Origin of the sequence: Microbispora corallina (assembly GCF_016863035.1) — a bacterium.
GTDB lineage: Bacteria > Actinomycetota > Actinomycetes > Streptosporangiales > Streptosporangiaceae > Microbispora > Microbispora corallina.
Genome location: NZ_BOOC01000003.1, coordinates 461979 through 487947 on the forward strand (window position 1 = coordinate 461979; position 25969 = coordinate 487947).

18 protein-coding genes are annotated in these 25969 nt (G+C 72.8%); 8 read left to right on the forward strand and 10 right to left on the reverse strand.

The features are described 5' to 3' along the window. Window positions 1–31 precede the first annotated feature (31 nt). The 3 genes from Mco01_RS06195 to Mco01_RS06205 are packed head-to-tail and all read right to left on the reverse strand — an operon-like array spanning window position 32 to window position 4469. Window positions 32–3022: an FtsX-like permease family protein gene (locus tag Mco01_RS06195; RefSeq protein ID WP_204055889.1), complete on the reverse strand. Its 2991-nt coding sequence runs from the start codon at window positions 3020–3022 to the stop codon at window positions 32–34. Continuing rightward, a complete protein-coding gene (locus Mco01_RS06200) occupies window positions 3022–3837 on the reverse strand; it encodes an ABC transporter ATP-binding protein (protein WP_239103378.1) in 816 nt (271 codons plus the stop codon). Before Mco01_RS06200 ends, Mco01_RS06195 begins: the two co-directional genes overlap by 1 nt. Next, window positions 3834–4469, reverse strand: coding sequence for an ABC transporter ATP-binding protein (locus Mco01_RS06205; RefSeq protein ID WP_204055890.1), 636 nt, complete (start codon window positions 4467–4469; stop codon window positions 3834–3836). The genes Mco01_RS06200 and Mco01_RS06205 overlap by 4 nt, the downstream gene beginning before the upstream one ends. A gap of 339 nt (window positions 4470–4808) precedes the next feature. Between Mco01_RS06205 and Mco01_RS06210 the strand changes: the two genes are divergently transcribed. From Mco01_RS06210 to Mco01_RS06225, 4 genes are all read left to right on the forward strand, one after another. Then, a complete protein-coding gene (locus tag Mco01_RS06210) occupies window positions 4809–5927 on the forward strand; it encodes a sugar ABC transporter substrate-binding protein (protein WP_204055891.1) in 1119 nt (372 codons plus the stop codon). A gap of 146 nt (window positions 5928–6073) precedes the next feature. After that, window positions 6074–6850 carry an ATP-binding cassette domain-containing protein gene (locus Mco01_RS06215; protein WP_204055892.1) on the forward strand — a complete coding sequence of 259 codons (777 nt, stop codon included), beginning with the start codon at window positions 6074–6076 and terminating at the stop codon, window positions 6848–6850. Next, window positions 6847–8094 (forward strand): sugar ABC transporter permease, encoded by a 1248-nt coding sequence (locus Mco01_RS06220; RefSeq protein ID WP_204055893.1) that lies wholly within the window; start codon window positions 6847–6849, stop codon window positions 8092–8094. The genes Mco01_RS06215 and Mco01_RS06220 overlap by 4 nt, the downstream gene beginning before the upstream one ends. A gap of 65 nt (window positions 8095–8159) precedes the next feature. Then, the gene (locus Mco01_RS06225) at window positions 8160–9365 is read left to right on the forward strand and encodes an ROK family transcriptional regulator (RefSeq protein WP_372444783.1); all 1206 of its coding nucleotides are present in this window, start codon (window positions 8160–8162) and stop codon (window positions 9363–9365) included. Window positions 9366–9429: 64 nt separating this feature from the next. On the opposite strand, the gene Mco01_RS06230 is transcribed toward Mco01_RS06225, so the two are convergent. Beyond that, a complete protein-coding gene (locus tag Mco01_RS06230) occupies window positions 9430–10239 on the reverse strand; it encodes a neutral zinc metallopeptidase (RefSeq protein ID WP_204055894.1) in 810 nt (269 codons plus the stop codon). Between the two features lie 237 nt (window positions 10240–10476). On the opposite strand from Mco01_RS06230, the gene dxs reads away from it, so the two are divergent. Further along, entirely contained in the window at window positions 10477–12390 is a 1914-nt protein-coding gene (dxs, locus tag Mco01_RS06235; protein ID WP_204055895.1) for a 1-deoxy-D-xylulose-5-phosphate synthase, read from the forward strand. 68 nt (window positions 12391–12458) lie between these two features. Then, the gene (locus tag Mco01_RS06240; protein WP_275410470.1) at window positions 12459–13934 is read left to right on the forward strand and encodes an amino acid permease; all 1476 of its coding nucleotides are present in this window, start codon (window positions 12459–12461) and stop codon (window positions 13932–13934) included. Here Mco01_RS06240 and Mco01_RS06245 read toward each other — a convergent pair. Next, the gene (locus Mco01_RS06245) at window positions 13906–14520 is read right to left on the reverse strand and encodes a LysE family translocator (protein WP_204055896.1); all 615 of its coding nucleotides are present in this window, start codon (window positions 14518–14520) and stop codon (window positions 13906–13908) included. The genes Mco01_RS06240 and Mco01_RS06245 overlap by 29 nt on opposite strands. 626 nt (window positions 14521–15146) lie before the next feature. Between Mco01_RS06245 and Mco01_RS06250 the strand changes: the two genes are divergently transcribed. Beyond that, complete coding sequence (locus Mco01_RS06250; RefSeq protein WP_204055897.1) at window positions 15147–17297, forward strand: alpha/beta hydrolase; 2151 nt, start codon at window positions 15147–15149, stop codon at window positions 17295–17297. A gap of 113 nt (window positions 17298–17410) precedes the next feature. Here Mco01_RS06250 and Mco01_RS06255 read toward each other — a convergent pair whose 3' ends face one another. Together Mco01_RS06255 and Mco01_RS06260 are read right to left on the reverse strand one after the other, a co-directional pair. Continuing rightward, on the reverse strand, window positions 17411–19516 hold the full coding sequence (locus Mco01_RS06255; RefSeq protein WP_204055898.1) for a 3-hydroxyacyl-CoA dehydrogenase NAD-binding domain-containing protein: 2106 nt from the start codon (window positions 19514–19516) through the stop codon (window positions 17411–17413). Next, window positions 19513–20697 (reverse strand): thiolase family protein, encoded by a 1185-nt coding sequence (locus tag Mco01_RS06260; RefSeq protein WP_204055899.1) that lies wholly within the window; start codon window positions 20695–20697, stop codon window positions 19513–19515. The genes Mco01_RS06255 and Mco01_RS06260 overlap by 4 nt, the downstream gene beginning before the upstream one ends. A gap of 239 nt (window positions 20698–20936) precedes the next feature. Here Mco01_RS06260 and Mco01_RS06265 point away from each other — a divergent pair, with 239 nt between their 5' ends. Further along, window positions 20937–23363: a poly(ethylene terephthalate) hydrolase family protein gene (locus Mco01_RS06265; protein WP_204055900.1), complete on the forward strand. Its 2427-nt coding sequence runs from the start codon at window positions 20937–20939 to the stop codon at window positions 23361–23363. Between the two features lie 135 nt (window positions 23364–23498). Here Mco01_RS06265 and Mco01_RS06270 read toward each other — a convergent pair whose 3' ends face one another. Genes Mco01_RS06270 through Mco01_RS06280 form a run of 3 tightly spaced genes read right to left on the reverse strand, consistent with a single transcriptional unit; the run spans window position 23499 to window position 25725 of the window. Continuing rightward, the gene (locus Mco01_RS06270; protein ID WP_204055901.1) at window positions 23499–23900 is read right to left on the reverse strand and encodes a VOC family protein; all 402 of its coding nucleotides are present in this window, start codon (window positions 23898–23900) and stop codon (window positions 23499–23501) included. 1 nt (window position 23901) lies between these two features. After that, a complete protein-coding gene (locus tag Mco01_RS06275; protein WP_204055902.1) occupies window positions 23902–25125 on the reverse strand; it encodes an HRDC domain-containing protein in 1224 nt (407 codons plus the stop codon). Window positions 25126–25128: 3 nt separating this feature from the next. Next, on the reverse strand, window positions 25129–25725 hold the full coding sequence (locus tag Mco01_RS06280) for a DUF3000 domain-containing protein (protein WP_204055903.1): 597 nt from the start codon (window positions 25723–25725) through the stop codon (window positions 25129–25131). Window positions 25726–25969 lie beyond the last annotated feature (244 nt).

The following is a 25969-nucleotide window of genomic DNA, read 5'->3' on the forward strand; positions in this document are numbered from 1 at the left end:
CTGGCGCGCTGAGCCCGGACGCGCCCGGGGATCAGGCGGGCGCCTCACGGAGGCGATCGACCCGGACCCCGCGCAGGAGCAGCTCCGCGGTGACGGCGGCGGCGACCAGGCAGGCGACCAGGGCGGCGGCGCCCACCAGCACGACCGGACCCGGGATGATCGTGTACACGAGCGCGGGCGTCGAGGGCGGCTCGGTGAACTCCGGCATCCGCGGCAGCGCGACCCGCGCCGCCAGCACGCCGGCGAGCACCCCGGCGAGGCTCGCCCACGTCAGCGTCACGGCCTGCTCGATCAGCAGGGCCCGCCGCAGCGGGCCGGTGCGCGCCCCCGCCGCCTCCAGCGCGGCCAGTTCCAGGGTGCGCCGGCGCGCGGCCACGTACAGGGCGAGGACGGCGCGGCCGAGCGCGAGCAGCGCGGCCGCCCCGGCGGCCACGACGAGCAGGATCAGCGCGAGGCCCGGACCCTGGCCGGCGAAGCCCGTCCGGAGGCCGTCCACCGTCCGGGTGGCCAGGACGGGCACCCCCGCCGCGCGCAGCCCCCGCAGCACCGGCGCGGCGCGTCCGGGCGCCGCCCAGATCTGGAACTCGGCCTTCTCCGAGTACCCGTACGCGGCCCGGTCGGCCAGCTCCAGGTCCACCAGGCCGCCGGGGGCGTCGAGGCCGGGCACGGCGGCGGCGGACACCGTGGCGGCGTACCCCACGCCGTGGGCGTCGTCGAGGCCGGGCAGCTTCCGGTTGCCCGGCGTGCCGTTGGCCAGCGCGGGCAGCGGGTCGGGGAACGTGGCGGGCACGGCCGCGGAGGGCCCTCCCCACAGGGACATCGACAGGACGAGCCCCGGCCCGCCGGCGACGCCGGGCCGCCAGCGGGCCCGGTCGCCGAGACCCGCGTCGACGGGGGTCCACCGGTCCCCGTGCCGCACGTCGAGCCCGGTGACCAGCAGGTCGCCCGGCTGGTGCTCGTAATCCACGGTGCCGGCCGGGGTGGTCTCGACGCGGAGCCCGCGCAGCTCGCAGCCGCCCGTACGGCAGGCCCGCGGCAGCCCCCACTCGTAGGTCGCCCGGCCGGGCCGCGGCCGGGCGAGGGGGATTTCCGAGAGCAGGGCCTGCCCGGGGACCCGGACGCTCGCGTAGAGGACCGCCGTCCAGCCGGCGGGGAGCTCCCCACCCAGGACACGTACGCGGATGCGCTCCCCGGTGAGCGGGACGCGGGGGGCGACCGGGGCGGCCAGGCGCGGCACGAGGTCCTCCAGCGCGTGGCCTCCGGCGTAGGAGGGACGCCACAGGGCCACGGCGGCGAACCGGGCGGGGTCGGTCGCCAGCATGGCGGGCGGCCCCGGCAGCCGGACGACCGGCGCGCTGTCCGGGATGCCGTCGGACATCCGCCGCAGCGCCGCCGCGTCGGTGGCGCGCACGACGTACACGGTCTCGGCGCCGTTGTGCACGCGGGCGACCTCGTCGAAGTTGCGCGAGGTGACCGACCAGGCCGCGACGGCGAAGACGGCGAGGCCGAGCCCCGCGCCGAGCACGATGACCGTGCTGCCGGTGGCGCCGCCGCGGGCGATCTGCCGTACGGCCAGGAAGGGGGCGATCCCGCCGCGCGACCGGGTGAGCCGGAACAGCGCGGCGCACGCGAGCGGCAGCAGCCGCCGCGCGAGCAGCGCGAACGCCACCGCGAGCAGGCCCGGCGCGAGGAGCGCCCCGGCGCCCCCGCCGGGAGACCCGCTGAGCGGTCCGCCCGCGAGCAGCTCGACGAGCCCGACGGCCGCGACGGCGATCACCACGGCCTCGGGGATCCAGGTGCGGCGCCGGGCGCGCGGGGTCCTGCGCCACTGCTCCACCACGGGCCGCGTGACCGCGCCGCGCGCCGCGGCAGCGGCGGCGAGCAGACCGCCCGCCGCGGCGGCCGGGCCGTACAGGAGGCTCGGCCCGTCCAGCGTGACGGGGACGTCCCCGCGCAGGAACTCGGCGGCCATCCGCGCGGCCACCGCCCAGCCGGCGGCCAGGCCGATCGGGAGGGCCGCGACGAGCAGCGCGACCGGCTCGGACAGGCCGAACGCCCACATGCGGGCGGTGCCCAGGCCGCGCAGCCGGGCCAGGGCGGTCTCCGGGGCGCGGGCGGCCGCGAGGTCGCGCACGGTCAGGAACAGCAGCAGCCAGCCCAGCGCCACGAGCTGCAGGGTCACGAGGGTCACCGGCACGGACAGGGAGCCGATCTGCCGCCGGACGGCGTCGAGCGTGTCGGCCATGCGGGTGAAGACGGTGACGACGTCGCCGCTCCGCCCCATCGCCGCGAGCCTGGCGTGCACCGCCTCCAGCCCGTCCAGGTCGGCCCCGGTGAGGGCCGCCGGATCGGTGTAGACGATCGCGTAGCCGGTCCACGCCGATCCGGAGGCGGCGTCGGAGGCCCGCTGACCCGGCGGCAGGCCCGACAGCGCGCGCGTCTCGGGGACGGTCAGCAGGGGGTCGCCGTTCCCCTCGCTGACGCCGGCGGTCTGCGTGAAGAGGTTGCGGCCGAACCAGAAGTCGTCGCCGGGGTCGGCCCGGTAGACGCCGACCACGCGCAGCGGCACGAGGCGGTCCTCGGTCCCGACGCGGGTCCTGATGGAGGTCAGCTTCACGCCGTCGCCGATCCGGAACCCCGACGCCCGCGTCACCATGATCTCCATGGCCGAGCGCGGGCAGCGTCCTTTGATCAGGGTCACGTGGCCGCACTGCCCGTCCTGCCACATCAGCGGGTACGTCCGGTCGCCCCGGGGGTCGGGGCTCAGCAGCTCGGCGCCGAGGACGGGCGGCCGCAGGTACGGCGCGGACACCGCGCGGGCGAGGTCGGCCGCGTCGTCGTGCACGGAGGTGACGCGCCAGCCCCGCTGGTCCGGCGGCACGCCGTCGAGCGCGTTGCGCAGCACGGCGGTGCGGGCGGCCTGCGCGTAGAGGGGGCCGAGGGACGCGGAGGCCACCGTGACGGCGGCCACGACGAGCAGCGCCAGCGACAGCCACCTGCGCCGCCAGAGCCCGCGGAGCATCACGGCTCGGCCCTCCTCAGGATCACGCCGTCGCGGACCGGCTCGACGCGGGCCATCGACCCGGGGGGCAGCAGCCCGTGGTACTCGGGCGGCAGCTGGACGGCGCCCTCGCGCCCGATCACCACGAAGTCCTCGCCGTCCCTGCCCTCGGCGCCGATCCGCCCGTCCCTGATGGTGACCGTGCGGCTCATGGCCTCGCCGACCCCGGGATCGTGGGTGACCACCACGGACGTCGGGCCCATCTCCTTGATGAGCTCGACCACGGCGGCGGCCGAGCCGGCGTCGAGCTGGCTGGTGGGCTCGTCGGCGAGCAGCAGCCGGGGGCGGTTGGCCAGCGCGACCGCCACGGCGAGACGCTGCTGCTCGCCCCCGGACAGCAGCCCGGCCGGGCGGTCTCGCAGCGGGGCCAGGCCCACCCGCTCCAGCAGGTCGTCCGTCCGCTGCCGCGACCGCCGCCGGACGGCCCGCTGGGCGAAGGCGACGTTCTGCGCGGCGGAGGCGTACGGGACGAGGTTGCGGGCCGGGTTCTGCAGGACGACGCCGATCTGGGCGGCCCGCAGCCGGTCCAGCGCGCGGGGGCCGAGCCTGCCGACCTCGGCGCCGCCCAGCCACAGCCGCCCGGCGCTGGGCCGCAGCAGCCCCGCCAGCAGCCAGAGCAGCGTGGTCTTGCCGGCGCCCGAGGGGCCCAGGAGCGCCACGCTCTCGCCGTCCTCGACGACCAGGTCGATGTCGCGCAGCGCGACGACCTCGACCTCCCGGGTCTTGTAGATCTGCACGACGCCGTCGCAGCGCACGGCGGGCGCGGTCGGGGTCACCGGCGGCCCACCGCCGTCCGCAGCTCGACGACGCGGTCGCAGCGGGCGGCCACCTCCGGGTCGTGCGTGGCCACGACCAGCGCAGCGGGGGCCGTGAGCAGGGCCTCAAGCACCAGCGCGCGGTTGACCTTGTCCTGCTCGGCCGTCGGCTCGTCCGCCAGCAGCACCCGTGGCCGCAGCGCGAGGGCGCGGGCGACCGCGACGCGCTGCTGCTGGCCGCCGGACAGCTCCTCGACCAGGTGCTCGGCGTACGGCCCGAGCCGCATGCGCTCCAGCGCCTCCGCCGCCTCGCCGGGCGCCTCGCCGGGGGCGCGGCCGGCGGCCCGCAGGGCGACCTCCACGTTCTCGGCGGCGGTCAGCAGCGACAGCAGGCCGTACGACTGGAAGATCAGCGCGGTCTCCCGGCGCAGGCCGGGGCGCTCGTCGAGGGGCACCCCGCCCACGAGCACGCGGCCGGCGGCGGGCCGCAGCAGGCCGCCGAGCGTGGTGAGGAGGGTGGTCTTCCCCGAGCCCGAGGGGCCCACGAGGGCGACGCGCTCGCCGGGCCCGACGTCCAGCGACAGGTCCGCCACCACCTCGCGTCCGCCGACCCGGCAGCTCAGCGACTGGCAGGACAGGACGGGCTGGGACATGCCGGCCTCCGCATCGCCGGCCCCGCCGCGGACGCGGGGGGCGTCCCTGCCGACAGTAGGAGGGGCGGGGTCACGAACGCGTCACGATCATCGTTCGACTCGGGCCGGCGCGGGATCCGCCTGGTGGCGCCCGTATTGGGGGTATGTTTCTTCATTGTTACCCCGCACAACAAACGTTACCGTCCTGTGTCTTTCACCACTTTGGCTTTGGGCTTACGTTGTCTCAAACAACATTCCCTGGAGCGGTGAACGCCGTGACCCGGCTCTGCCGTACCGGGTGGCCACGAGCTCGGCCGCACCCCCACATAGACCCCCAGCCAGAGAAAGGACCCACGCCAAATGCGCAAGGGGATCCTCAGCATCGGTGCCGCAGCCGCGGCGCTCTCCCTCGGTCTCACCGCCTGCGGGGGGAACAGCGGTGACACCACCGCGCAGGGCAGCAGCGCCCCGTCGTCCGCGGCGGCCGCCAAGCCCGGCAAGATCGGCGTCATCCTCCCCGACAGCAAGTCCTCCGCCCGGTGGGAGACCGCGGACCGCAAGTACCTCAAGGAGGCGTTCGACGCCGCCGGCATCGCCAACGACATCCAGAACGCCCAGGGCGACAAGAACGCGTTCCAGACGATCGCCGACCAGATGATCACGAACGGCGCGACCGTCCTGGTCATCGTCAACCTGGACAGCGGCACCGGCAAGGCCGTCCTCGACAAGGCCCAGTCGCAGGGCGTCGCCACGATCGACTACGACCGCCTCACGCTCGGCGGCAGCGCCTCCTACTACGTGTCGTTCGACAACACGAAGGTCGGCCAGCTCCAGGGCGAGGGCCTCTCCAAGTGCCTGACCGACAAGAAGGCGGACAAGCCGATCATCGCCGAGCTCAACGGCTCGCCGACGGACAACAACGCCACCCTGTTCAAGAACGGGTACGACAGCGTCCTCAAGCCGAAGTACGACTCCGGCGACTACGTGAAGGGCCCGGACCAGTCGGTTCCGGACTGGGACAACACCCAGGCCGGCACGATCTTCGAGCAGATGCTGACCCAGCAGCCGAAGATCGCGGGCGTGCTCGCCGCCAACGACGGCCTCGGCAACGCGGCCATCTCGGTGCTGAAGAAGCAGAAGCTCAACGGCAAGGTGCCGGTGACCGGCCAGGACGCGACCGTCCAGGGCCTGCAGAACATCCTCGCCGGCGACCAGTGCATGACGGTCTACAAGGCGATCAAGAAGGAGGCGGACGCCACCGCCCAGCTCGCGATCGCCCTCGCCAAGGGCGAGAAGCCCTCGGCGAGCGCCACGGTGAAGGACCCCGAGTCCGGCCGTGACGTCCCGTCGGTGCTGCTCGAGCCGCAGGCCATCTACTTCGACAACGTCAAGGACGTCGTGGCCGACGGGTTCGTGAGCAAGGACGAGCTGTGCACCGGCGACTTCGCCGACCTGTGCACCAAGGCCGGCGTCAGCTAAGTCCTCAACCCGCCGGGTGAGTCCGGCGGAACCGGCGCTCCGCGCGCCGATGCGGGGCGCCCGCGCCAGGGCGCCCCGCATCGGCGCGGATGACGCGGGGCGCCGCGAGCGCCGTCCACCGCCCTTGAACAATGGAGTAGCCCATCGTGTCCCAGGGACCGATCCTGGAACTGCGCGGCATCAACAAGAGCTTCGGCCCCGTGCAGGTCCTTCACGACGTCGCCTTCTCGGTGTATCCCGGAGAGGTGACGGCACTTGTCGGCGACAACGGAGCCGGTAAGTCCACGCTGGTGAAGTGCATCGGCGGCATCCACCCGATCGACTCGGGCGAGTACCTCTTCGAGGGCGAGCGCGTCCACGTGAGCGGGCCCCGGGACGCCGCGGTGCTGGGCGTCGAGATCGTCTACCAGGACCTCGCGCTCTGCGACAACCTCGACATCGTGCAGAACATGTTCCTGGGCCGTGAGCGCAAGAGCGGGCTGGTCCTCGACGAGGACACGATGGAGGAGATGGCGGCCAAGACGCTGGCCGGCCTGTCGGTCCGCACCGTCAAGTCGCTGCGTCAGCACGTCTCCAGCCTGTCCGGCGGTCAGCGGCAGACCGTGGCGATCGCCAAGGCCGTGCTGTGGAACAGCAAGGTCGTCATCCTCGACGAGCCGACCGCCGCCCTCGGCGTCGCGCAGACCGCCCAGGTGCTGGAGCTGGTCCGCCGCCTGGCCGACAGAGGTCTCGCGGTGGTGCTCATCTCCCACAACATGAACGACGTCTTCGCCGTGTCCGACCGGATCGCGGCGCTGTACCTGGGCCGGATGGCGGCCGAGGTCAAGACGTCCGAAGTGACCCACGCGCAGATCGTGGAACTGATCACCTCGGGGCGCAGCGGGGAGCTCGGCCTCAAGAACGGCAACGGAGCGGCATCATGACAACCGAAACGCTCCCCAAGCAGGAGAACGCCGAGTCCGCGCTCGGCGGGCACGTCAAGGGCTACTTCGAGCGCGTCAGGGGCGGTGAGCTGGGGGCGCTTCCCGCGGTCTTCGGCCTCGTCATCCTCTGCGTGGTCTTCTCCGTCCTGCGCCCGGCCTTCCTGTCGGCGGTGAACTTCGCCAACCTGTTCACCCAGGGCGCGGCGGTCGCCGTCATCGCCATGGGCCTGATCTTCGTGCTCCTCCTCGGCGAGATCGACCTGTCCGCCGGTTTCGCGAGCGGCGTCTGCGCGGCGGTGCTCGCCGTGCTGCTGACCCTGCAGGGCTGGCCCTGGTATCTCGCGGTCCTGGCCGCGATGGTCACCGGCGCGATCATCGGCCTGGTGCTCGGGTCGCTGGTGGCCAAGCTCGGCATCCCGTCCTTCGTGGTCACGCTGGCGGCGTTCCTGGCCTTCCAGGGCGTCGTGCTGCTGCTGGTGAAGGACGGCACCAACATCTCGATCCGCGACGAGACGATCCTCGCGATCGCGAACAAGAACGTCCCGCCGGCCGCCGGCTGGGCGGCGCTGATCGTGGGCGTCGCCGTGTACGCCGCCATCCAGTTCGTGCAGGCGCGCCGCCGCGTGGCCCGCGGCCTGGTCGCCACCCCCGTCGCGGTCATCGCCGCCCGGGTCGTGACGCTCGCCGTGGTCGCCGGGGTCGCGGTGTACGTGCTCAACCTGGAGCGCAGCCGCAACGCGGCGCTCGTGTCGCTCAAGGGCGTGCCGATCGTCGTCCCGCTGATCGTGATCCTGCTGATCGTCTGGACCTTCGTGCTGCGGCGCACGGCGTACGGCCGGCACATCTACGCGGTCGGCGGCAACGCCGAGGCCGCACGCCGGGCGGGCATCAACGTGGACCGCATCCGCATCTCCGCCTTCGTCATCTGTTCCTTCATGGCCTCGCTCGGCGGCATCATCGCGGCGTCGCGGGCCAACTCGGTCGACCCCAACACGGGCGGCAGCAACGTGCTGCTGTTCGCGGTGGGCGCGGCCGTCATCGGCGGCACCAGCCTCTTCGGCGGCAAGGGCCGGGCGCTCGACGCGCTGCTGGGCGGCGCGGTCGTCGCGGTCATCGAGAACGGCATGGGCCTCATGGGCTACAGCGCCGGCGTCAAGTTCGTCGTGACCGGCCTGGTGCTGCTGCTGGCCGCGGGCGTGGACGCGCTGTCGAGGAAGCGGGCGGCGTCGACCGGCCGAAGATGATCTCGGCCGCTCCAGTATGGTGATCTCCGCCCCCCCGACCCCCCGACGGAATCCGAGGCTGCCCGATGATGCGCGCAGGTCCCTCACAGGAGGAGATCCGCAAGCACAACCTCGGGACGTTGCTCCGTCACGTCCACCTCGGGGGCCCGACCTCCCGGGCCGAGCTGACCTCTCTCATGGGGCTCAACCGGAGCACCATCATGGCCCTCACCGCGGACCTGACCGCGGCGGGCCTGGTGCGGGAGGAGCTGCCCAGGGACACCGGCCGGGCGGGACGCCCCTCGCTGGTCGTGCGGCCCGAGACCGCCCGGGTCTACGTGCTCGCGTTCGAGGTGGGGGTGGACCGGCTGGCCGCCGCCCGCATCGGCCTCGGCGGGGTGATCCTCGACCGGCGTGAGATCGTGCGGGAGCGCGGCCCGTTCGACATGGGGCAGGTGGTTGGGACGCTCGCCGGGTTCGCCCGGCAGATGCGGCGCAGGACCCGCGACGACACCGTGTGCGTGGGCGCGGCCGCCGCTTTCTGCGGCGCCGTGCGCAAGTCGGACGGCCTCGTGCGCAGCGGTCCCAACATCGGCGCCGAGGAGGTCCCCCTCGCGGAGGAGCTGTCACGGCGGCTCCAGCTCGGCCTGCCGGTCTCGGTCGGCAACGACGCGAACCTCGGGGCGCTCGCAGAGCACACCCGGGGCGTCGGCATGGACTGCCGCGACCTCGTCTACCTGCACGGGGACGTCGGCATCGGCGGCGGTGTGATCGTCAACGGCCAGCTCCTCGGCGGCCACGGCGGGTACGGCGGCGAGGTCGGGCACATGATCGTGAACCCCGACGGCCGGCCCTGCGGCTGCGGCTCCCGCGGCTGCCTGGAGGCCGAGGTGGGGGAGCGGGCCCTGATGGAGCACGCCGGCCGGTACGGCGAGGGCAGAGGCAGGGACGGGGTCCGCGACGTGGTCGACGCGGCCGACCGGGGCGACGTGGTGGCCCAGGGGGCCCTCCAGCGCGTCGGCGGCTGGCTCGGCCTCGGGGTGGCCAACCTCGTCAACATCTTCAACCCCGAGATGGTGATCTTCGGGGGGATGCTGCGGGAGATCTACCTCGGGTCCGCGGCGCAGGTGCGCAGCCGGATCGCGACCGGCACCCTCGCGGCGACCCGCGAGCACGTGCGCCTGCGCACCTCCACCCTCGGGGACGACGCCACCCTGATGGGCGCGGCCGAGATGGCCTTCGCGCGGGTCCTCGCCGACCCCCTGGAGGCCCTGTCCCGCGTCGCCAACTGACGGCCTCTACGCGAGCGCCCCGCGCCCGTCCACATCGGACGGGGCGCGGGGCGCTCGCGCGTGGTCAGGCGACCAGGGACCTGGCCGCGGTGAACGTGTTGCACGACTTCGGGCCGTTGCCGTACCAGCCGCGCTTGAGCCAGTAGACGATGCTCTTGCGCTTGCCGTGCAGCGCGTCGCCGACCTTGTAGTCGAGCAGGTCGTCCCAGTCGAACTGGTCGCGCCCCAGGGAGTGCCAGACGCTGCCGATGAACGCGCCGGAGAAGCACTCGGCCTGCAGCTCGATCCGCCGGCTGTACGCGTACATCGTGGCCTTGCCCGCGTGCCGGGTCAGCCTGTCCACGGCGGGCAGGATGCCCACACGGTCCTGGACGAAGTGGCCGTACTCGTGGGCGATCACCTGGAACAGCTCGAACTCCGACGGGTCGGCGAGCTGGTACTTCGAGATCATGATCCACATGGTCTCGTCGATCTCGCAGTAGATCCCCGCCGCGTAGTTCGCCGGGTACTTGCCGCAGCCCGTCCTGACCGAGTGGGTGATGTACCTCACCTTCGGCTTGGCGAACGTCAGCCCGGCCTGCCGGAACTCCTCGCCCCACGACAGGTTCAGGCAGTCGAGCAGGTGGTCGAGGTAGAGCTTGTAGGAGTCGACGTCGTCCGGCTGGCGGTCGAGCTCCTTGCATTCCGTGAAGTCGAACTCCCCCGTCTTGTAGATGGGGTTCTTGGTCAGCGCTCCCGTTCCCTTGGGGACCGGCCGGGCGGCTGCGGGCGCGGATGCGGCCGCGGACGAGGCCCCTGCCGTACTGGTGAGGGAGAGGACGGTGGCCGCCGCGGCGACGGCCACGGCCATCGTGCGGAGGCTTACGCGAATCATGAGTGGGCATCCCCAGCGCACAGAGTGTCATCGGAAACGTGCCGAACAACCCGAACACACCGTAATCAGGGTTTTCCGCACGAGATCAGGAGCGTAGGGCAGAAGTAAGCGACGGGTAAAGCAGAATGCAAATGGTTCGTGAGAACGTATGTCGAGGTTCAGTGCAGCCCCTGGAAGGGCGGCGCGGTAAGCGAACTACACTCGGTCTGTTCGATGGCGAGCGGGAGAGGATGAGCGGTGGGGATTCTGGAGACGATCAAGGACCCGCTCGACGTGAAGCGCCTCGACGCGGCCGACCTGCCGCGCCTGGCCGCGGAGATCCGGGAGCTGCTGGTCTCCTCCGTCGCCCGCACCGGGGGTCACCTCGGCCCCAACCTGGGGGTCGTCGAGCTCACGATCGCCCTCCACCGGGTCTTCGAGTCGCCGCGCGACCCCATCCTGTTCGACACCGGGCACCAGGCGTACGTCCACAAGATGCTCACCGGGCGGGCCGGCGCGTTCGGCACGCTGCGGCAGGAGGGCGGCCTGTCGGGGTATCCGAGCCGGGCCGAGTCCGAGCACGACTTCATCGAGAACTCCCACGCCTCCACCGCGGTCTCCTACGCCGACGGGCTGGCCAAGGCGCTGACGCTGCGCGGCGAGACCGGGCGCACGGTGGTGGCCGTCATCGGGGACGGCGCGCTCACCGGCGGGATGGCCTGGGAGGCCCTGAACAACATCGCGGGCCGCAAGGACCTCCCGCTGATCATCGTGGTGAACGACAACGGCCGCTCCTACTCGCCGACGATCGGCGGGCTCGCCTCCCACTTGTCGTCCCTGCGGATGACCCAGGGCTACGAGCACGCGCTCGAGCTGGTCAAGAACAACCTCGGCCGGGTGCCGCTCGTCGGGCCGCCCCTCTACGACACCCTGCACGGCGTCAAGAAGGGCCTGAAGGACATCCTGGCGCCGCAGGTCATGTTCGAGGACCTCGGGCTCAAGTACGTCGGGCCGATCGACGGCCACGACGAGGGGGCCGTGGAGGCCGCCCTGCGCCGCGCCCGCGCCTTCCGCGGGCCCGTCATCGTCCACGTCCTCACGCGCAAGGGGTACGGCTACTCGCCCGCGGAGAACCACGACGAGGACTGCTTCCACTCGCCGCAGCCGTTCGACCCGCTGACCGGCGAGGAGCGCCCCAAGCCGCACAGCTGGACCAACGTGTTCAGCGAGGAGCTGGTGAAGATCGGCGCCGAGCGGGACGACGTGGTCGCGATCACCGCGGCCATGCTGCACCCGACGGGCCTGGCCGCGTTCGCCGAGGCCTACCCCGACCGCGTCTACGACGTCGGCATCGCCGAGCAGCACGCGCTGACGAGCGCCGCCGGCCTCGCGCTCGGCGGCGTGCACCCCGTGGTCGCCGTCTACGCGACGTTCCTCAACCGTGCCTTCGACCAGCTCCTGATGGACGTGGCGCTGCACCGCCTGCCGGTCACGGTCGTGCTCGACCGGGCGGGCGTCACGGGCGACGACGGCCCGAGCCACAACGGCATGTGGGACATGTCGATCCTCCAGGTCGTCCCCGGTTTGGCGCTGGCCGCGCCGCGCGACGGCGTGCGCCTGCGCGAGCTGCTGGGCGAGGCCGTGGCGATCGAGGACGGCCCGTCGGTCGTGCGCTTCCCCAAGGGCGCGCTGCCCCGCGACATCGAGGCCGTGGGCAGGCTGGGCGAGATGGACGTGCTGCGCGCGGGCGACGGAGACGTGCTGCTCGTGGCCGTCGGCTCGATGGCGGAGGCGTGCCTGGACGCCGCGAGCCTCCTGGACGCCCAGGGCATCTCGGCCACGGTGATCGACCCCCGCTGGGTCAGGCCGCTCGACAAGGCCCTCGTGCTGGCCGCGGCGGCGCACAAGCTCGTCGCGGTGGTGGAGGACAACGGCCGGGTCGGCGGCGTCGGCGACGCCGTGGCGCGGCTGCTGCGCGACGCCGACGTGGACGTCCCGGTCCGCACGTACGGCATCCCGCAGCGCTTCCTCGACCCCGCCAAGCGAGCCAAGATCCTCAGCGACATCGGCCTGACCGGGCAGGACCTCGCCCGCCAGATCACCGAGGCGGTCGCCCGGCGCACGCCGGTGCTGGAGAGCCATCCCGTCCGACAGGTTCAGCCAACCGACTGACAAACCGGGAGTAATACCGGCGCGCCGGGGAAGTCTGCAGGTCATCGACCTCATTGAGGGAGCTGCGGATGAGCCTTTTCCGGACGAAGTCGGTTGAGCAGTCGATCCAGGACGCCGAGGGCGGCGAGCACCGGCTCAGACGCAGCCTGAGCGCGCTCGACCTGACCGTCTTCGGCGTCGGCGTCATCGTGGGAACCGGCATCTTCGTGCTCACGGGCGTCGCCGCCCGCAACACGGCGGGGCCGGCGGTCGCGCTGTCCTTCGTGGTCGCCGGGATCGTCTGCGCGCTGGCCGCCCTCTGCTACGCCGAGTTCGCCTCGACCGTGCCGGTGGCCGGCTCGGCCTACACGTTCGCCTACGCGACGATCGGCGAGTTCCCCGCGTGGATCATCGGGTGGGACCTGATGCTGGAGATGGCCCTCGGCGCGGCCGTGGTCGCCTCCGGATGGTCGGGATACTTCGCCTCCCTCCTGAAGAACTTCGGGATCGACCTGCCGGAGTCGCTGGCGGGGGAGCACGCGACCTTCAACATCCCCGCGGCCGTGATCGTGCTGCTGCTGACCGGCGTGCTGGTCGCCGGGATCAAGCTGTCGGCCCGCTTCAACGCCGTGATGGTCGCGATCAAGCTCTGCGTGGTCATGCTCGTGATCGTCGCCGGGATGTTCTTCGTGAAGGGGGCCAACTACCGGCCGTTCGTCCCGCCCTCCCATCTCATCGAGGGCAAGGGCGGCCTGCAGGCCCCGCTCATCCAGGTGCTCTTCGGTGTGACGCCCGTGGCGTACGGCGTCTTCGGCATCTTCACCGGCGCGGCGCTCGTGTTCTTCGCGTACATCGGGTTCGACGTGGTGGCGACCGCGGCCGAGGAGACAAGGCGCCCGCAGCGCGACCTGCCGGTCGGCATCATCGCCTCGCTGGTCATCTGCACGGTCCTCTACGTCGCCGTGTCGCTCGTGGTCGTCGGCATGCAGCACTACTCGTCGCTGAGCGTGTCGGCGCCGCTCGCGGACGCGTTCCAGTCGGTGGGGGAGTCGTGGATCGCCACGCTGATCAGCGTCGGCGCCATCGCCGGGCTCACCACGGTCGTGATGATCCTCATGCTGGGCCAGAGCCGGGTGCTGTTCGCCATGTGCCGCGACAACCTGCTGCCGCGGCCCCTCGCCCGGGTCCACCCCCGGTACCGCACGCCGTACCGGATCACGATGCTCATCGGCGGCGCGACGGCGCTGCTCGCCGCGCTGATCCCGCTGAGCGCCATCGCGGAGCTGGTGAACATCGGCACGCTGTTCGCGTTCGTCGTCGTGGCGATCGCCGTGGTGATCCTGCGGCGGACCCGGCCCGACCTGCCCCGCGCGTTCCGCACGCCGTTCGTGCCGGTGGTGCCGGTCGTGTCGGCGCTGGCCTCGGTCTACCTGATGCTCAACCTGCCGGTCCAGACGTGGATCCGGTTCCTGGTCTGGATGCTCGTCGGCACCGGGATCTACTTCCTGTACGGCCACCGGCGCAGCCGGGTGGCGGCTAGGACGGAAGCAGTCCTCGAAGTGTGAGCACGGCCCCCACGCCGGCGAGCAGCAGGCCGCTCCCGCCGAGCAGCAGCCGGTAGCCGCGGGGGGTGAGCCGGTGCCGGCCGGCGCCCACGGCCCAGGCGAGCACGAGCTTGGAGCCGACGAGGACCACGTAGAAGCCGGCGAGGAACGCCAGCGCGGACGCCGGGGCCCGTCCCCACGCGGCCACGAAGAGGGGCGAGCCCACCACGATCCAGAACAGCCAGGGGTGCGGGTTCAGCACGTTGACCACGACCCCGCGCAGCACGTCGGCCGCCGACGTCGGCGCGTCCGCCCCCGGCCGTGGGGGCTCGGCCGTCCGGGCCTCCCGGGCCGTCGAGACGCCCAGGTAGACGACATACAGGCCGCCGACGACGGACAGGACGCGTACGGCGGCGGCCGGCATGGCGCCCACGGCGGTCACGCTGAGCAGGACGACCGGCAGGTCGGACAGCAGGGGAACGCAGGCGAGCCGCATCCCGGCCCGGAATCCGCCGCGCAGGCTGGCCGTGATGACGAGCGTCAGCAGCGCCCCCGGCGTGACGCCCGCGCCCAGGCCGAGGCTGAGCCCCATGAGCAGTTCCGGCACGCCTGCAACCTCCCGTTCCGTCCGCACGAGAGGCTATCGCCGCGACGCACCCATCGTGACCGGACGGCGGTTCGCCGGCCCCGGCCGAATCGCCGAAACTTTTCCCGCAACTATTTCCCTGATTGAGCTGCCGATACGCCTCTGAAGGAGAGACCGGTCAAGCACCGGAAACGGTTGCCCGGTAAACCTCGCCGGTTATGTCGCCGTGAGGAGAGCGCTCCATCGCCGTTCGCGTGATGCGCCGGGCACCACGCGCCCGTCACCGGAAAGCGGACAGGCGCGAGGCCGCCCGCGCGCCCAGCGACGCCTTGTCCGCCCTGCTCTCATGGCGGCATGCCTCCCGAGCGCGCGCCGGCAGAACCACGTCATCCTGGCCGTTCGCCGCGATTCGGCCGCGTCCTTTCCGGGCGTACGGCCGGCCGGCCACGAGGTCGAAAGAGGCTTGTGTTTCCAAAAGGTATCAAGTACCTTGACTCGTGAAATCGCGGCTCTAACGCTCGCGGGTAAATGAGAGTGAATGCGCCCGTGGCGACGGTGGTCCAGGCGCGGTATCCATGGCGCTTTCCGCCGACGAGTCAGATCTGTTTGTCGGATCGACCGCTGCCGACCATTAGGGGAGTTTCGGTATGACGTTATTCCATCACGGCGGAGTGCCCCCCACGGGGTTGCGCCGGCTCTCCGCGGTGATCACCGCCGGAGTCGTGGCGGTCGCGGCGGTTCTGGTCGCGCCCCGGCCGGCGGTGGCGGACACGCCGTGGCTGGTGGTTTCGGACGACGGCTACGTGTCGATCAGCATCCCGGCGGCCTCCATCGAGGCCACGGTGGGCCCGGTGTCGGAGGTGATGGTCGAGGGGAACTTCGGTCCCTCCTTCGCCTGGGCGGAGTACGGGCTGACCCGCCGGGGCGACGTCTGGTGGGGGGCCCTCGGCCCGCTCAAGCCGGGGCTGTACTCCTACCAGGTCACGGGCGACGTCACCAAGGGTCTCAAGGATCCGACGAACAGCGCCGGCGTGGCGTCCGAGCCCCTGTGGAGCACCTTCCTCGTCGCGGGCGGCTCGGCGCGCCTGCTGGCGGACGTGCCTCAGGGGCAGGGCGGCACGGTCGGGACCCTGACCTACCGGACCGGGCAGAAGGAGCGGTCGGCGCTGGTGTGGACGCCGCCGGGATACGCGGCCACGGGCCCGAAGACCTACCCGGTGCTGTTCCTGCAGTCCGGCGGGAGGGCCGCCGACTGGCTCGACCTCGGCCGGGCCAGGCAGATCCTCGACAACCTGTCGGTCCAGGGCGCCATGGAGCCGATGGTGGTCGTGATCGGCGACGGGCCGGATGACGACAAGGACCTGAAGGACCTCCGGAAGGCGGCCGCGGACCACTACCGCGTCCAGCGCGACCCGGCGCACCAGGCGATCGCCGGTGCGGCCGAGGGCGGGACGCGGGCGCTGCGGGCCGCGCTGAGCGCTCCGGGCCGGTTCGCCTACGCCGGCTCCTTCTCGGGTCTGCTGGACGGCGTGGACCGGGCGAACGCCAAAGGCGTCAAGCTGCTGCGTCTGTACACCGGGAACGTGACCGATCCCGCGTACAACGCGACCGTCCGCCTCACGAGGGCGCTGAAGCGCGCCGGGGTCAGGTACGAGTTCGACGGGGTCAACCCCGACGCGGGAGGGAACTGGAACGCCTGGCAGGAGAATCTCATCGATTTCGTGCCGAGGCTGTTCCGTGACGTGCCGGATCACGGTCCGAGCGCCGGTCACCGGCCGCTGAAGGGCGAGTTCGCCCCGCCGCCGGCGGGTACCACCCCGACGCCGTTCGTGAAGGACGGCTTCGTCACCTTCGAGACCACGACGGACCTCAAGGACGCCAGGCACGTCACGGTGTGGGCGAACGACGCTCCCGGCGGGAGCTGGCTGCGCGTCCCGATGTCCCGTGAGGGCGACCGGTGGCGGGTGACCGTGGGTCCGCTGGACCCGTGGTTCTACTACTACCAGTGGATCGTCGACGGGGTCTCGGTCAAGGACACGTCGAACCCGACGAAGGTGACCTCCGAGCCGACTTGGAGCTCCTTCTTCATCCCGGGCGAGAGGTCACGCCTGCTCTCGGACGTTCCCGCCGGCCAGGGAGGGAAGGTCGAGAGCCTGACGTACCGGAGCACGGTGGCGAATCAGGACCGGACCGCGTTGGTGTGGACCCCGCCCGGCTACGACGCCGGCCGCGCGGAGCCGTATCCCGTCCTCTACCTCCAGCACGGCAGCGGCCAGAGCTACACGGACTGGGTGGAGATGGGACGCGCCAAGCAGATCCTCGACCACGAGTCCCTCGACGGGGACCTGGTGCCGATGGTGGTCGTGATGGGCAACGGCAACGTGTCCGACTTCAACAAGGAACTGCTGGACAACATCGTTCCGGCGGCTCGCGCCCGCTACAACATCTCCGGCGACCCGTCCCGGCAGGCCCTCGCCGGCCTCTCGATGGGCGGTGTGCAGACGCTCGGGCTGCTCAAGGCGTACCCCGGGAGGTTCGCCTACGTCGCGGCCTTCTCGGCCTGGTTCGGCAGCGGCGACGGCGTCGACGCGGAGGCGATCAACAAGGGGACGAAGATGCTGCGCCTGTACGTCGGCGACCAGACCGACTTCGTGCAGCCGTTCTTCATGGCGTCCCTGCCCACCTTGGACGGCCTCGGCATCCACTACGAGTTCGACGGGGTCACCCCCGGACCGCACGGCTGGGACGTGTGGCAGAAGAACCTCATCGACCTGGCGCCGCGCCTGTTCAAGCGCTGACCCGGGGCCCGCGCCGCATCAGGCCGGTACCCGCCGTACGGCGCAGGCGGTCAGGCTCGTCAACGATCCGGACGAGCCTGATCGCCTGCGGCGCGCACGGGCGAGCCGGTGCGTCAGGCCGGCACGGAGGCCACGCCGGGCTCCAGGAAGCGGGAGCCGGTCACCTCCTCGGCGATGCCGGTCCGGTCGAGGTACGGCGTGATGCCGCCCGTGTGGAACGGCCACCCCGCGCCCAGGATCATGCACAGGTCGATGTCCTGGGGCGCCGCGACGACGCCTTCGTCGAGCATGAGCCGGATCTCCTGGGCCAGCGCCCGCAGCGCGCGCAGCCGGACCTCCTCGCCGCTGGAGGGACGCGTGCCGCCCTCGAACAGGGCCCGCGCCTCGGGGTCGATCTGGAAGTCGGGGCCGTACAGCCCCGGCTTGCCGGCCGCGACCAGCTTGGCCAGGTTCTCCGACACGCCGAACCTGCCCGGGAACGCGGCGTGCATGGTCTCGGCCACGTGCAGCGCCACGGCCGGGCCGACGAGCTGCAGCAGCGCGAACGGCGTCATCGGCAGGCCGAGCCCGTCGAGCGCGTGGTCGGCGACCTCCAGCGGGGTGCCCTCGTCGGCGGCGGCCGTGACCTCGCCCATGAACCGGGTCAGCAGGCGGTTGACGACGAACGCGGGCGCGTCCTTCACCAGCACGGACGACTTCTTGAGCGTCCTGCCGACCGAGAAGGCCGTCGCCAGCGTCGCGTCGTCGGTGGCCTCGCCCCGGACGATCTCCAGCAGCGGCAGCACGGCGACCGGGTTGAAGAAGTGGAAGCCGACGACCCGCTCGGGGTGCCGGAGCCCGGACGCCATCTCGGTGACCGACAGCGAGGAGGTGTTGGTGGCCAGCACGCAGGTCGCGGAGACGAACTCCTCGACCTCGGCGAAGACCTTCTGCTTGACGCCCATGTCCTCGAACACGGCCTCGATCACGAAGTCCGCGTCGGCGAACGCGTCCTTCGTCAGCGACCCCGTCACGAGGCCCTTCAGCCGGTTGGCCTGGTCGGCGGTGACGCGGCCCTTGGCGAGCAGCTTGCCGACCTCGCCGTGCACGTAGCCCACGCCCTTGTCGAGGCGGGCCTGGTCGAGGTCCGTCAGCACGACCGGGACCTCCAGGCGGCGCGCGAACAGCAGCGCGAGCTGGGAGGCCATGAGCCCGGCGCCGACGACGCCGACCTTGGTGACCGGGCGGGCCAGCGCCTTGTCCGGCGCCCCCGCCGGCCGCTTGGCCCGGCGCTGCACCAGGTCGAAGGCGTACAACCCGGCACGCAGCTCGTCGCCCATCAGCAGGCCGGCCAGGGCCTCGTCCTCCGCCGCGAAGCCCTCGTCCCGGGACGCCGTGCGGGCCAGCGCCACGAGATCCAGCGCCCGGTACGGCGCGGGGGAGGCCCCGCGCAGCTTCAGGTCGACGAGCGCGCGCGCCTGCTCGATCGCGGGCGTCCAGTCGTCCTCCACGTGGGCCCGGCGCTCCACCGCCACCTCGCCGCGCAGCACCCGCGCCGCCCAGCGCAGCGACTCCTCCAGGAAGTCGGCCGGCTCGAACATCGCGTCCGCGACGCCCAGCTCGTACGCGTCGGGGCCCTTGATCATGCGGTTCTGCGACAGCGGGTTCTCGACGATGAGCCGCAGGGCCTTCTCCGGCCCGACCAGCCGGGGGAGCAACTGGGTGCCGCCCCAGCCGGGGACCAGCCCGAGGAAGCACTCCGGCAGCGCGACGGCCGGCACGCCCGACGAGATCGTGCGGTACGTGCAGTGCAGCGCGATCTCCAGGCCGCCGCCCATCGCCGCGCCGTTCACGAACGCGAACGACGGCACCGGCAGCTCGCCGAGGCGCCGGAACACGTGGTGGCCGAGGGCGCCGATGGCCGTGGCCTCCTCGCGGGACGACACGGCGGCCGCGCCCTTGAGGTCGGCCCCCACGGCGAAGATGAACGGCTTGCCCGTCACGCCCACGGCGACGACGTCGGTGCGCGCCGCGATCCCGTCGAGCGCCTCGTCCAGCGCCAGCAGGCCGTGCGGGCCGAACGTGTTGGGCTTCGTGTGGTCGTGCCCGTTGTCGAGCGTGACCAGGGCCATCGTGCCCGCGCCGTAGGGCAGCTCGACGTCCCGGACGAGGGCCCTGGTGACGACCTCGTCGGCGTTCGCGCCCGCGAGGACGGACTTCCAGTTCGCGACGTTGCTCATGCGAGGTTCTCCCAGATGACGGTGCCGCCCATGCCCATTCCGACGCACATCGTGGTGATCCCGTACCGGACGTCCGGGTGCTCGGCGAACTCCCTCGACAGCTGGGTCATCAGGCGCACGCCCGACGAGGCGAGGGGGTGGCCGAACGCGATCGCGCCGCCGTAGGGGTTCACCCGGGGGTCGTCGTCGGCGATGCCGAAGTGCTCGAGGAACGCGAGCACCTGCACCGCGAAGGCCTCGTTGATCTCGAACAGGCCGATGTCGCCGATCGTCAGCCCGGCCAGGCGCAGGGCCCGCTCGGTCGACGGGATCGGCCCGACGCCCATGACCTCGGGGTCCACCCCGGCGAAGGCGTAGGAGACCAGCCGCATGCGCGGGGTGAGGCCGAGCTCCTCGGCGACGTCCCGCGCGGCCACGACGCACCCGGTGGCGCCGTCGTTGATGCCGGAGGCGTTGCCCGCCGTGACCCGGCCGTGGGCGCGGAACGGCGTCTTGAGCGTCCGCAGGCCCTCCAGCGTGGTGCCCGGGCGGGGCGCCTCGTCGGCGGTGGCGAGCCCCCAGCCCTCGGCGGCCTTGCGGGTGGCCACCGGCACCAGGTCGCGCTGGATCCTGCCGTCCGCGTACGCCTTGGCGACCTTCTCCTGGGAGGCCACGGCGAACGCGTCCGCCCGCTCCTTGGTGATCGTGGGGTAGCGGTCGTGCAGGTTCTCGGCCGTCATGCCCATCACGAGGGCGGACCCGTCCACCAGCCGCTCGGACAGGAACCGCGGGTTGGGGTCGACGCCCTCGCCCATCGGGTGGCGGCCCATGTGCTCGACGCCGCCGGCGATGGCCACGTCGTAGGCGCCGAACGCGATGCCGCCCGCGACCGTCGTCACGGCGGTCATCGCGCCCGCGCACATGCGGTCGATCGCGTAGCCGGGGACCGACTTGGGCAGGCCGGCGAGCACCGCCGCGGACCGGCCGATGGTCAGGCCCTGGTCGCCGATCTGGGTGGTGGCCGCGACGGCCACCTCGTCCACCCGCTCCGGGGGGAGGCCGGGGTTGCGCCGCATCAGCTCGCGGATGACGCGGACTACCAGGTCGTCGGCACGCGTCTCGGCGTACAGGCCCTTCGGGCCCGACTTGCCGAAAGGCGTCCGAACGCCGTCGACGAAGACGACTTCACGGGACGCAGGCACGGGTTCGCTCCTACTGGTCGGTAGCTTCCGGCTCTCTATGCTACTGGCCGGTAACCGGTACTGGGATCAGTGGTCCCGCCGTACGTGTGAATGATCGTTAACCGGCCGGCAACTCGGGTGAATCAGTACAGGTCCCCGGCGACGATCTTATTCGGGATGCAACCCCTCAAATCCCAAGAATCACTCCTCTAGCTCCCGCCAGCGGATTTCTTGGGACATTGCACTCGGAGAAAGAACCAATGCGCTCCCCTGTGCGCGCCTGGACCAAGGCGCTCGCCGCGGCCGTCACGGCCGCGACCCTGTCCACCCCCCTCCTCGCGGGACCCGCGTACGCCGCCCCGCCCGGCTCGATCGGCTCGTCCGGCGAGGACGGCGCCTGGACCGTCGAACCCGTCGGCGGCGGCCACCGGGTCACCCTCCATCTGAGCAAGCCGCTGCCGGTCCGCGACGCCGTCCCCGAGCTCGCGGCGGACGGCCGCTCGCTCGGCCCGGCCGAGGAGTCGCCCGACGGCATGACGCTGACCCTCGTCACCCCCGACCCCGCCGTCGCCACGGCGTCGTCCGTCGGCGTGGCCTGGAACGGCGAGGTGCCCGAGGCCACCGCGGCGGCCGCCGGCAAGGCCGCGCCCAAGCCCGGCAACCCGCCCGCCGATCCGCCCGGCAAGCCGGGCAAGCCGGATCCCGCGCCGGTCGACCCCGCCGCGCCCGGTCCGTACGCCGTGACCCACGACGAGTACGACCTCGGCGACACCGCCATCACCCTGGAGGGGCTCGGCGGCCGCCCGGCCGAGATCCGGGCGAAGGTCTACCTGCCGGACGGCGCCCGCGGCGAGCGCCCGCTGGTCGTCTTCCTGCACGGCCGCCATTCGGCCTGCTACAACCCGACGGCCTGGACGACGTCCAACACCCAGTGGCCCTGCCCGGCGGGGCAGCAGCCCATCGCCAGCTACCAGGGCTACGACGGCCCCGCCGACGTGCTCGCGAGCCACGGGTACGTCGTCGTGTCGGTCAGCGCCAACGGCGTCAACGCCGCCGACAACCCCTACAGCGAGGACCGGGGCGCGCTGGCCCGGGGCGAGGTCGTCATGCGGCACCTCGACCTGCTCGCCGACGCCGACCGGGGCGTGGGCGACGCGAAGCTCGTGAGCCTGTTCAAGGGCCGCCTCGACATGGCCGACGTCGGCCTGATGGGCCATTCGCGCGGAGGCGAGGGCGTCGTCAAGGCCGCACTGATGAACGCGGGCCGGGCCAAGCCGTACGGGATCAAGGCGGTGCTCCCGCTCGCGCCCACGGACTTCGCACGGGCGACCCTGCCCGGCACGCCGATGGCCGTCATCCTGCCCTACTGCGACGGGGACGTCTCCAACCAGCAGGGCCAGCACTTCTACGACGACTCCCGATACGCCGAGGACGACGACCCGGCCTTCCGCTCCTCGCTGATGGTCATGGGCGCCGACCACAACTTCTTCAACACCGAGTGGACCCCGGGGGTGGCGCACGCGCCCGCGTCCGACGACTGGTCCAACCGCAACGACCCGGTCTGCGGCGGCACCGCGCCGTCGCGGCTGACCGCCGCCGAGCAGTACGCCGTCGGCACCGCGTACATCGCGGGGTTCTTCCGCCTGGTCCAGGGCGGCGAGCAGGGCCTGCTGCCGCTGTTCGACGGCAGCGGCGGCACGACCGCCTCCGCCGGGCGGGCCGTCGTGCACGCCGTCGCCCAGGCGCCCGCCGGCAAGCGCTTCGACGTGGCCTCCTTCACGTCGCTCGCGCCGTCGGTCTCCGGCTCGGCCACCGCGGCCGTCTGCGCCGGGATGCTGGACCGCTCGCCGCAGAGCGGCCTGCCGTCCTGCGCCTCCACGCTGACCACCGCGCAGGCGCCGTCCTGGACGCCCGCGACGTACGCGAACAACGTCGCCTCGACACCGGTGCTGCGGTTCTCCTGGAGCGACCCCACGGGCACGGTGACGGTGCCGCTCGACAAGCGGGACCAGAACGTCTCCCAGTACGACGCGCTCACCTTCCGCACCGCGAGGGACGAGACGGCGACCGGCGACGTGGACCTCGCGGTCGAGATCGTCGACAAGCACGGCGCGTCCCGCACGGTCAAGGTGTCCGAGGTCAGCGACGCGCTCACGGCGTTCCCCGGCACGGCCTCGCCGCTGCCCAAGACCTGGCTGCGCACGGTGCGCGTCCCGCTGAGCTCGCTCACCGGCGTCAAGCCGCAGCAGATCAGCGAGATCCGGATCTCGGGTGCGACTCAGACGGGCGCGGTCTACCTCGCCGACGTCGCGTTCACCACGGAGGCCGCGGGTGAGGCCCGCACCGACAGGCTGCCGCAGGTGTCGGTGGAGGGCGCCACGGTGGACGAGGGCGACGGCCCGGGCACGGCCACGATGACGGTGCGGCTGTCGAGGAAGAGCGCCACGCCGGTGACGGTCCAGATCCAGACGATCGCGACCGGGGGCGCCCCGGTGGTCGCCTCGGCGGCGCAGGAGGTCGTCATCCCGGCCGGGTCCCCGCAGGCGACCTTCCAGGTGCCCGTCAACGGCGACACCGCGGTGGCGTCCGCGCCGCAGTCGTACCAGGTGGTCGCCTCGGTGCCGGTCAACGCGACGATCGGGAACGGCTTCGCCCGGCTCGTCGTGACCGACGACGATGCGGTCTGATCACGAGCGGCCCATGGCCGCGCGGTAGAGACACCCCTGCCGGGAGAGGAGGCTCCTGGACGTACGCCGGCCGCTGCCGGGTCGCGTACGTCCAGGAGCTTCACGTAGCGGTGGAGGGCTGGTCGTACGTGCCGGTCAGGTCTCCGGGGAGAGGAATTCGAGCCGGTTGCCGACGTTGTCGTGGGCGTAGAAGCGGCGGTGGCCCGGGAAGTGCGCATCCCAGGCGACCTCGACGCCGGCGGCCACCAGGCGCGCGGCGAGGTCGTCGAGGCCGGTCACCAGGATGCCCGGGTGCGCCTTGCGCGCGGGGCGGAAGTCCTCCTCCACGCCGAGGTGGATCTCCAGCGTGTCGGCCCGCACCCACAGGCCGCCGCGCGCGGCCAGCTCGGGCGGCTTGCGGATCTCGGTCAGGCCGAGGACGCCGACGTAGAAGGCCCGGCAGGCGTCCTCGGAGCCGGGCGGGATCGCGAGCTGGACGTGGTGCAGGCCGTACCCGAAGGGGGAGACGACGTTCGGGCCGTACCCCTGATCGGCCACCTCAGACCTCTCCCTTGATCTCGAGCCGTTCGAGGGCCTTGGCCAGCGGATGGGCGGTCAGCCCGATCTGCCATTCGCGGGCGCCGAGGGCGCGCAGCCGCGCGGCGACCGTCTCCTCGGTGATCTCGGCCGGGGGCTCCCAGGTGAGCCGCCGTATGGCGTCGGGCTGGACGAGGTTCTCGGTCGGCATGCGGTGCTCGTCGGCGAGCGCGGCGACGACGGCGCGGGCCGCGGACAGCCGCTTGGCGGCGGCCGGGTCGCGGTCGGCCCACCGGTTGGCCGGGGGAGGGCCGTCGCCCGGCCCCACCGGCTGCGGCAGCGCCGCCTCCGGCATCGTGCGCGCCCTGTTCACCGCGGCGAGCCAGTCGCGCAGGTGCCGGCGGGCGCTGCGGCCGGTGAACGAGGCGATCTCGGTGAGCGCCTTCGTGGTGCGCGGTTGGTCGAGCGCGGCCTGCACGATCGCGGCGTCGGGCAGCACGCGGCCCGGGGCGAGGTCGGCCTCCCGCGCGATCTCGTCGCGCAGCGTCCACAGCTCCCGCACGATGGCGAGCCCCCGCAGCGTCCGCACCCGGTGGATGCCGGAGGTGCGCCGCCAGGGGTCGTTCCGCGGCGGCAGCGCCGGGGCGGCCAGGATCGCGGCGAACTCCTCCATGGCCCACTCGAGCTTCCCGCTGGCGGCCAGCTCCTCGTGGAGGACGTCGCGCAGCTCCACCAGCACCTCGACGTCGAGCGCCGCGTAGCGCAGCCAGGCCTCCGGCAGCGGCCGGGTCGACCAGTCGGCGGCCGAGTGGCCCTTCTCCAGCCGCAGCCCGAGGACCACCTCGACCATCGTGCCGAGCCCGACCCGCTCGTAGCCCAGGAGCCGTCCGGCCAGCTCGGTGTCGAACAGCCGGCGCGGCCGGAAGCCCAGCTCCGCCAGGCACGGCAGGTCCTGGTTGGCGGCGTGCAGCACGACCTCGGCCCCGTCGAGGGCGGCGTCGAGCGCGCTCAGATCGGGGCAGGCGACCGGGTCGACGAGCGCGGTGCCCGACCCCGCCCGCCGCAGCTGGACGAGGTAGGCGCGGCCGCTGTAGCGGTAGCCGGAGGCGCGCTCCGCGTCCACGGCGACGGGCCCGGCGCCCCGGGCGAAGGCCTCGACGGCGGTCGCGAGCTCCGCCGGGTCCTCGATGACTGCCGGTATACCCTCGCGCGGCTCCAAAAGCGGCTTGACTTCGGGTTCTGTCACGGGCTAAGGGACTTTCGGATCTTCTCGGCGGACGGGGCGCGGGTGCAGCGCCGCGACGTCCGGGGGCAGCGGCGGGATGCCCGCCGCCAGGCACATGAGGTCGCACCAGGCCGCCACGTGGGCCGTCAGGTCCTCGTCCAGCGGGGACCAGGACGCACGCAGCTCCAGCTCGGTGGTGACGGGGTCGTCGGCCTTGTCGCCGAATCCCTCCGACACCGCGCGGGTGACGGTGCCCCCCACGGCCGCGTACGTCGCGCCGTGCGCGTCGAGGGCCTCGGTGAGCCAGCTCCACGCGACCGGCCCGAGCAGCGGGTCCGTGGTGATCTCCGGCTCCATGTCGGCCCTGACGTAGGCGACCAGGCGGAACGGCCCCTCCCAGCCGCGCTGGCCGTCCGGGTCGAACAGCATGATCAGGCGGCCGACCGCGAGCTCGTCGTCGTCACGGTAGACCGAGGCCCCGACCGCGCCCGAGTAGGGGGCGAGGCGCTGGGGCGCCGGAATGTCCTCGAGCTCGATCTCCGGCCGCACCTCGGCGGGGCGCAGCGTCTCCAGCGCGCGCCGGAAGGCGGCGGGAGGGGCGGGCGGCTCACCGAGGGTCATGACCGAAGCGTAGGTCGGATTCGGGATGGCACGAAGCAGGGGGATGGCTGTGGGGGGCATGGGTGGTCGTCAAGCCGTGGCCGTCACAGACAGCGGGGCTGATCCGCGGTCCACGCGCGCCCATCCCGGACCGTCGTCGCGGCCGCCCGGACGGGACGGCTGCGCGAAGCCGCGCTCGGCGCCGCCGGCGCGCTGCGCGGCGCGGCGTTCGAGCTCAGTGCGGCGTTCGGGGGAACTCCACATC

Coding starts and splice junctions, on each gene's coding strand:
- Mco01_RS06210 (WP_204055891.1), top strand. CDS start 4,809: ATGCGCAAGGGGATCCTCAGCATCGGTGCCGCAGCCGCGGCGCTCTCC.
- Mco01_RS06265 (WP_204055900.1), top strand. CDS start 20,937: ATGCGCTCCCCTGTGCGCGCCTGGACCAAGGCGCTCGCCGCGGCCGTC.
- Mco01_RS06225 (WP_372444783.1), top strand. CDS start 8,160: ATGATGCGCGCAGGTCCCTCACAGGAGGAGATCCGCAAGCACAACCTC.
- Mco01_RS06230 (WP_204055894.1), bottom strand. CDS start 10,239: ATGATTCGCGTAAGCCTCCGCACGATGGCCGTGGCCGTCGCCGCGGCG.
- Mco01_RS06240 (WP_275410470.1), top strand. CDS start 12,459: ATGAGCCTTTTCCGGACGAAGTCGGTTGAGCAGTCGATCCAGGACGCC.
- Mco01_RS06250 (WP_204055897.1), top strand. CDS start 15,147: ATGACGTTATTCCATCACGGCGGAGTGCCCCCCACGGGGTTGCGCCGG.
- Mco01_RS06255 (WP_204055898.1), bottom strand. CDS start 19,516: ATGAGCAACGTCGCGAACTGGAAGTCCGTCCTCGCGGGCGCGAACGCC.
- Mco01_RS06280 (WP_204055903.1), bottom strand. CDS start 25,725: ATGACCCTCGGTGAGCCGCCCGCCCCTCCCGCCGCCTTCCGGCGCGCG.
- Mco01_RS06205 (WP_204055890.1), bottom strand. CDS start 4,469: ATGTCCCAGCCCGTCCTGTCCTGCCAGTCGCTGAGCTGCCGGGTCGGC.
- Mco01_RS06195 (WP_204055889.1), bottom strand. CDS start 3,022: ATGCTCCGCGGGCTCTGGCGGCGCAGGTGGCTGTCGCTGGCGCTGCTC.
- Mco01_RS06220 (WP_204055893.1), top strand. CDS start 6,847: ATGACAACCGAAACGCTCCCCAAGCAGGAGAACGCCGAGTCCGCGCTC.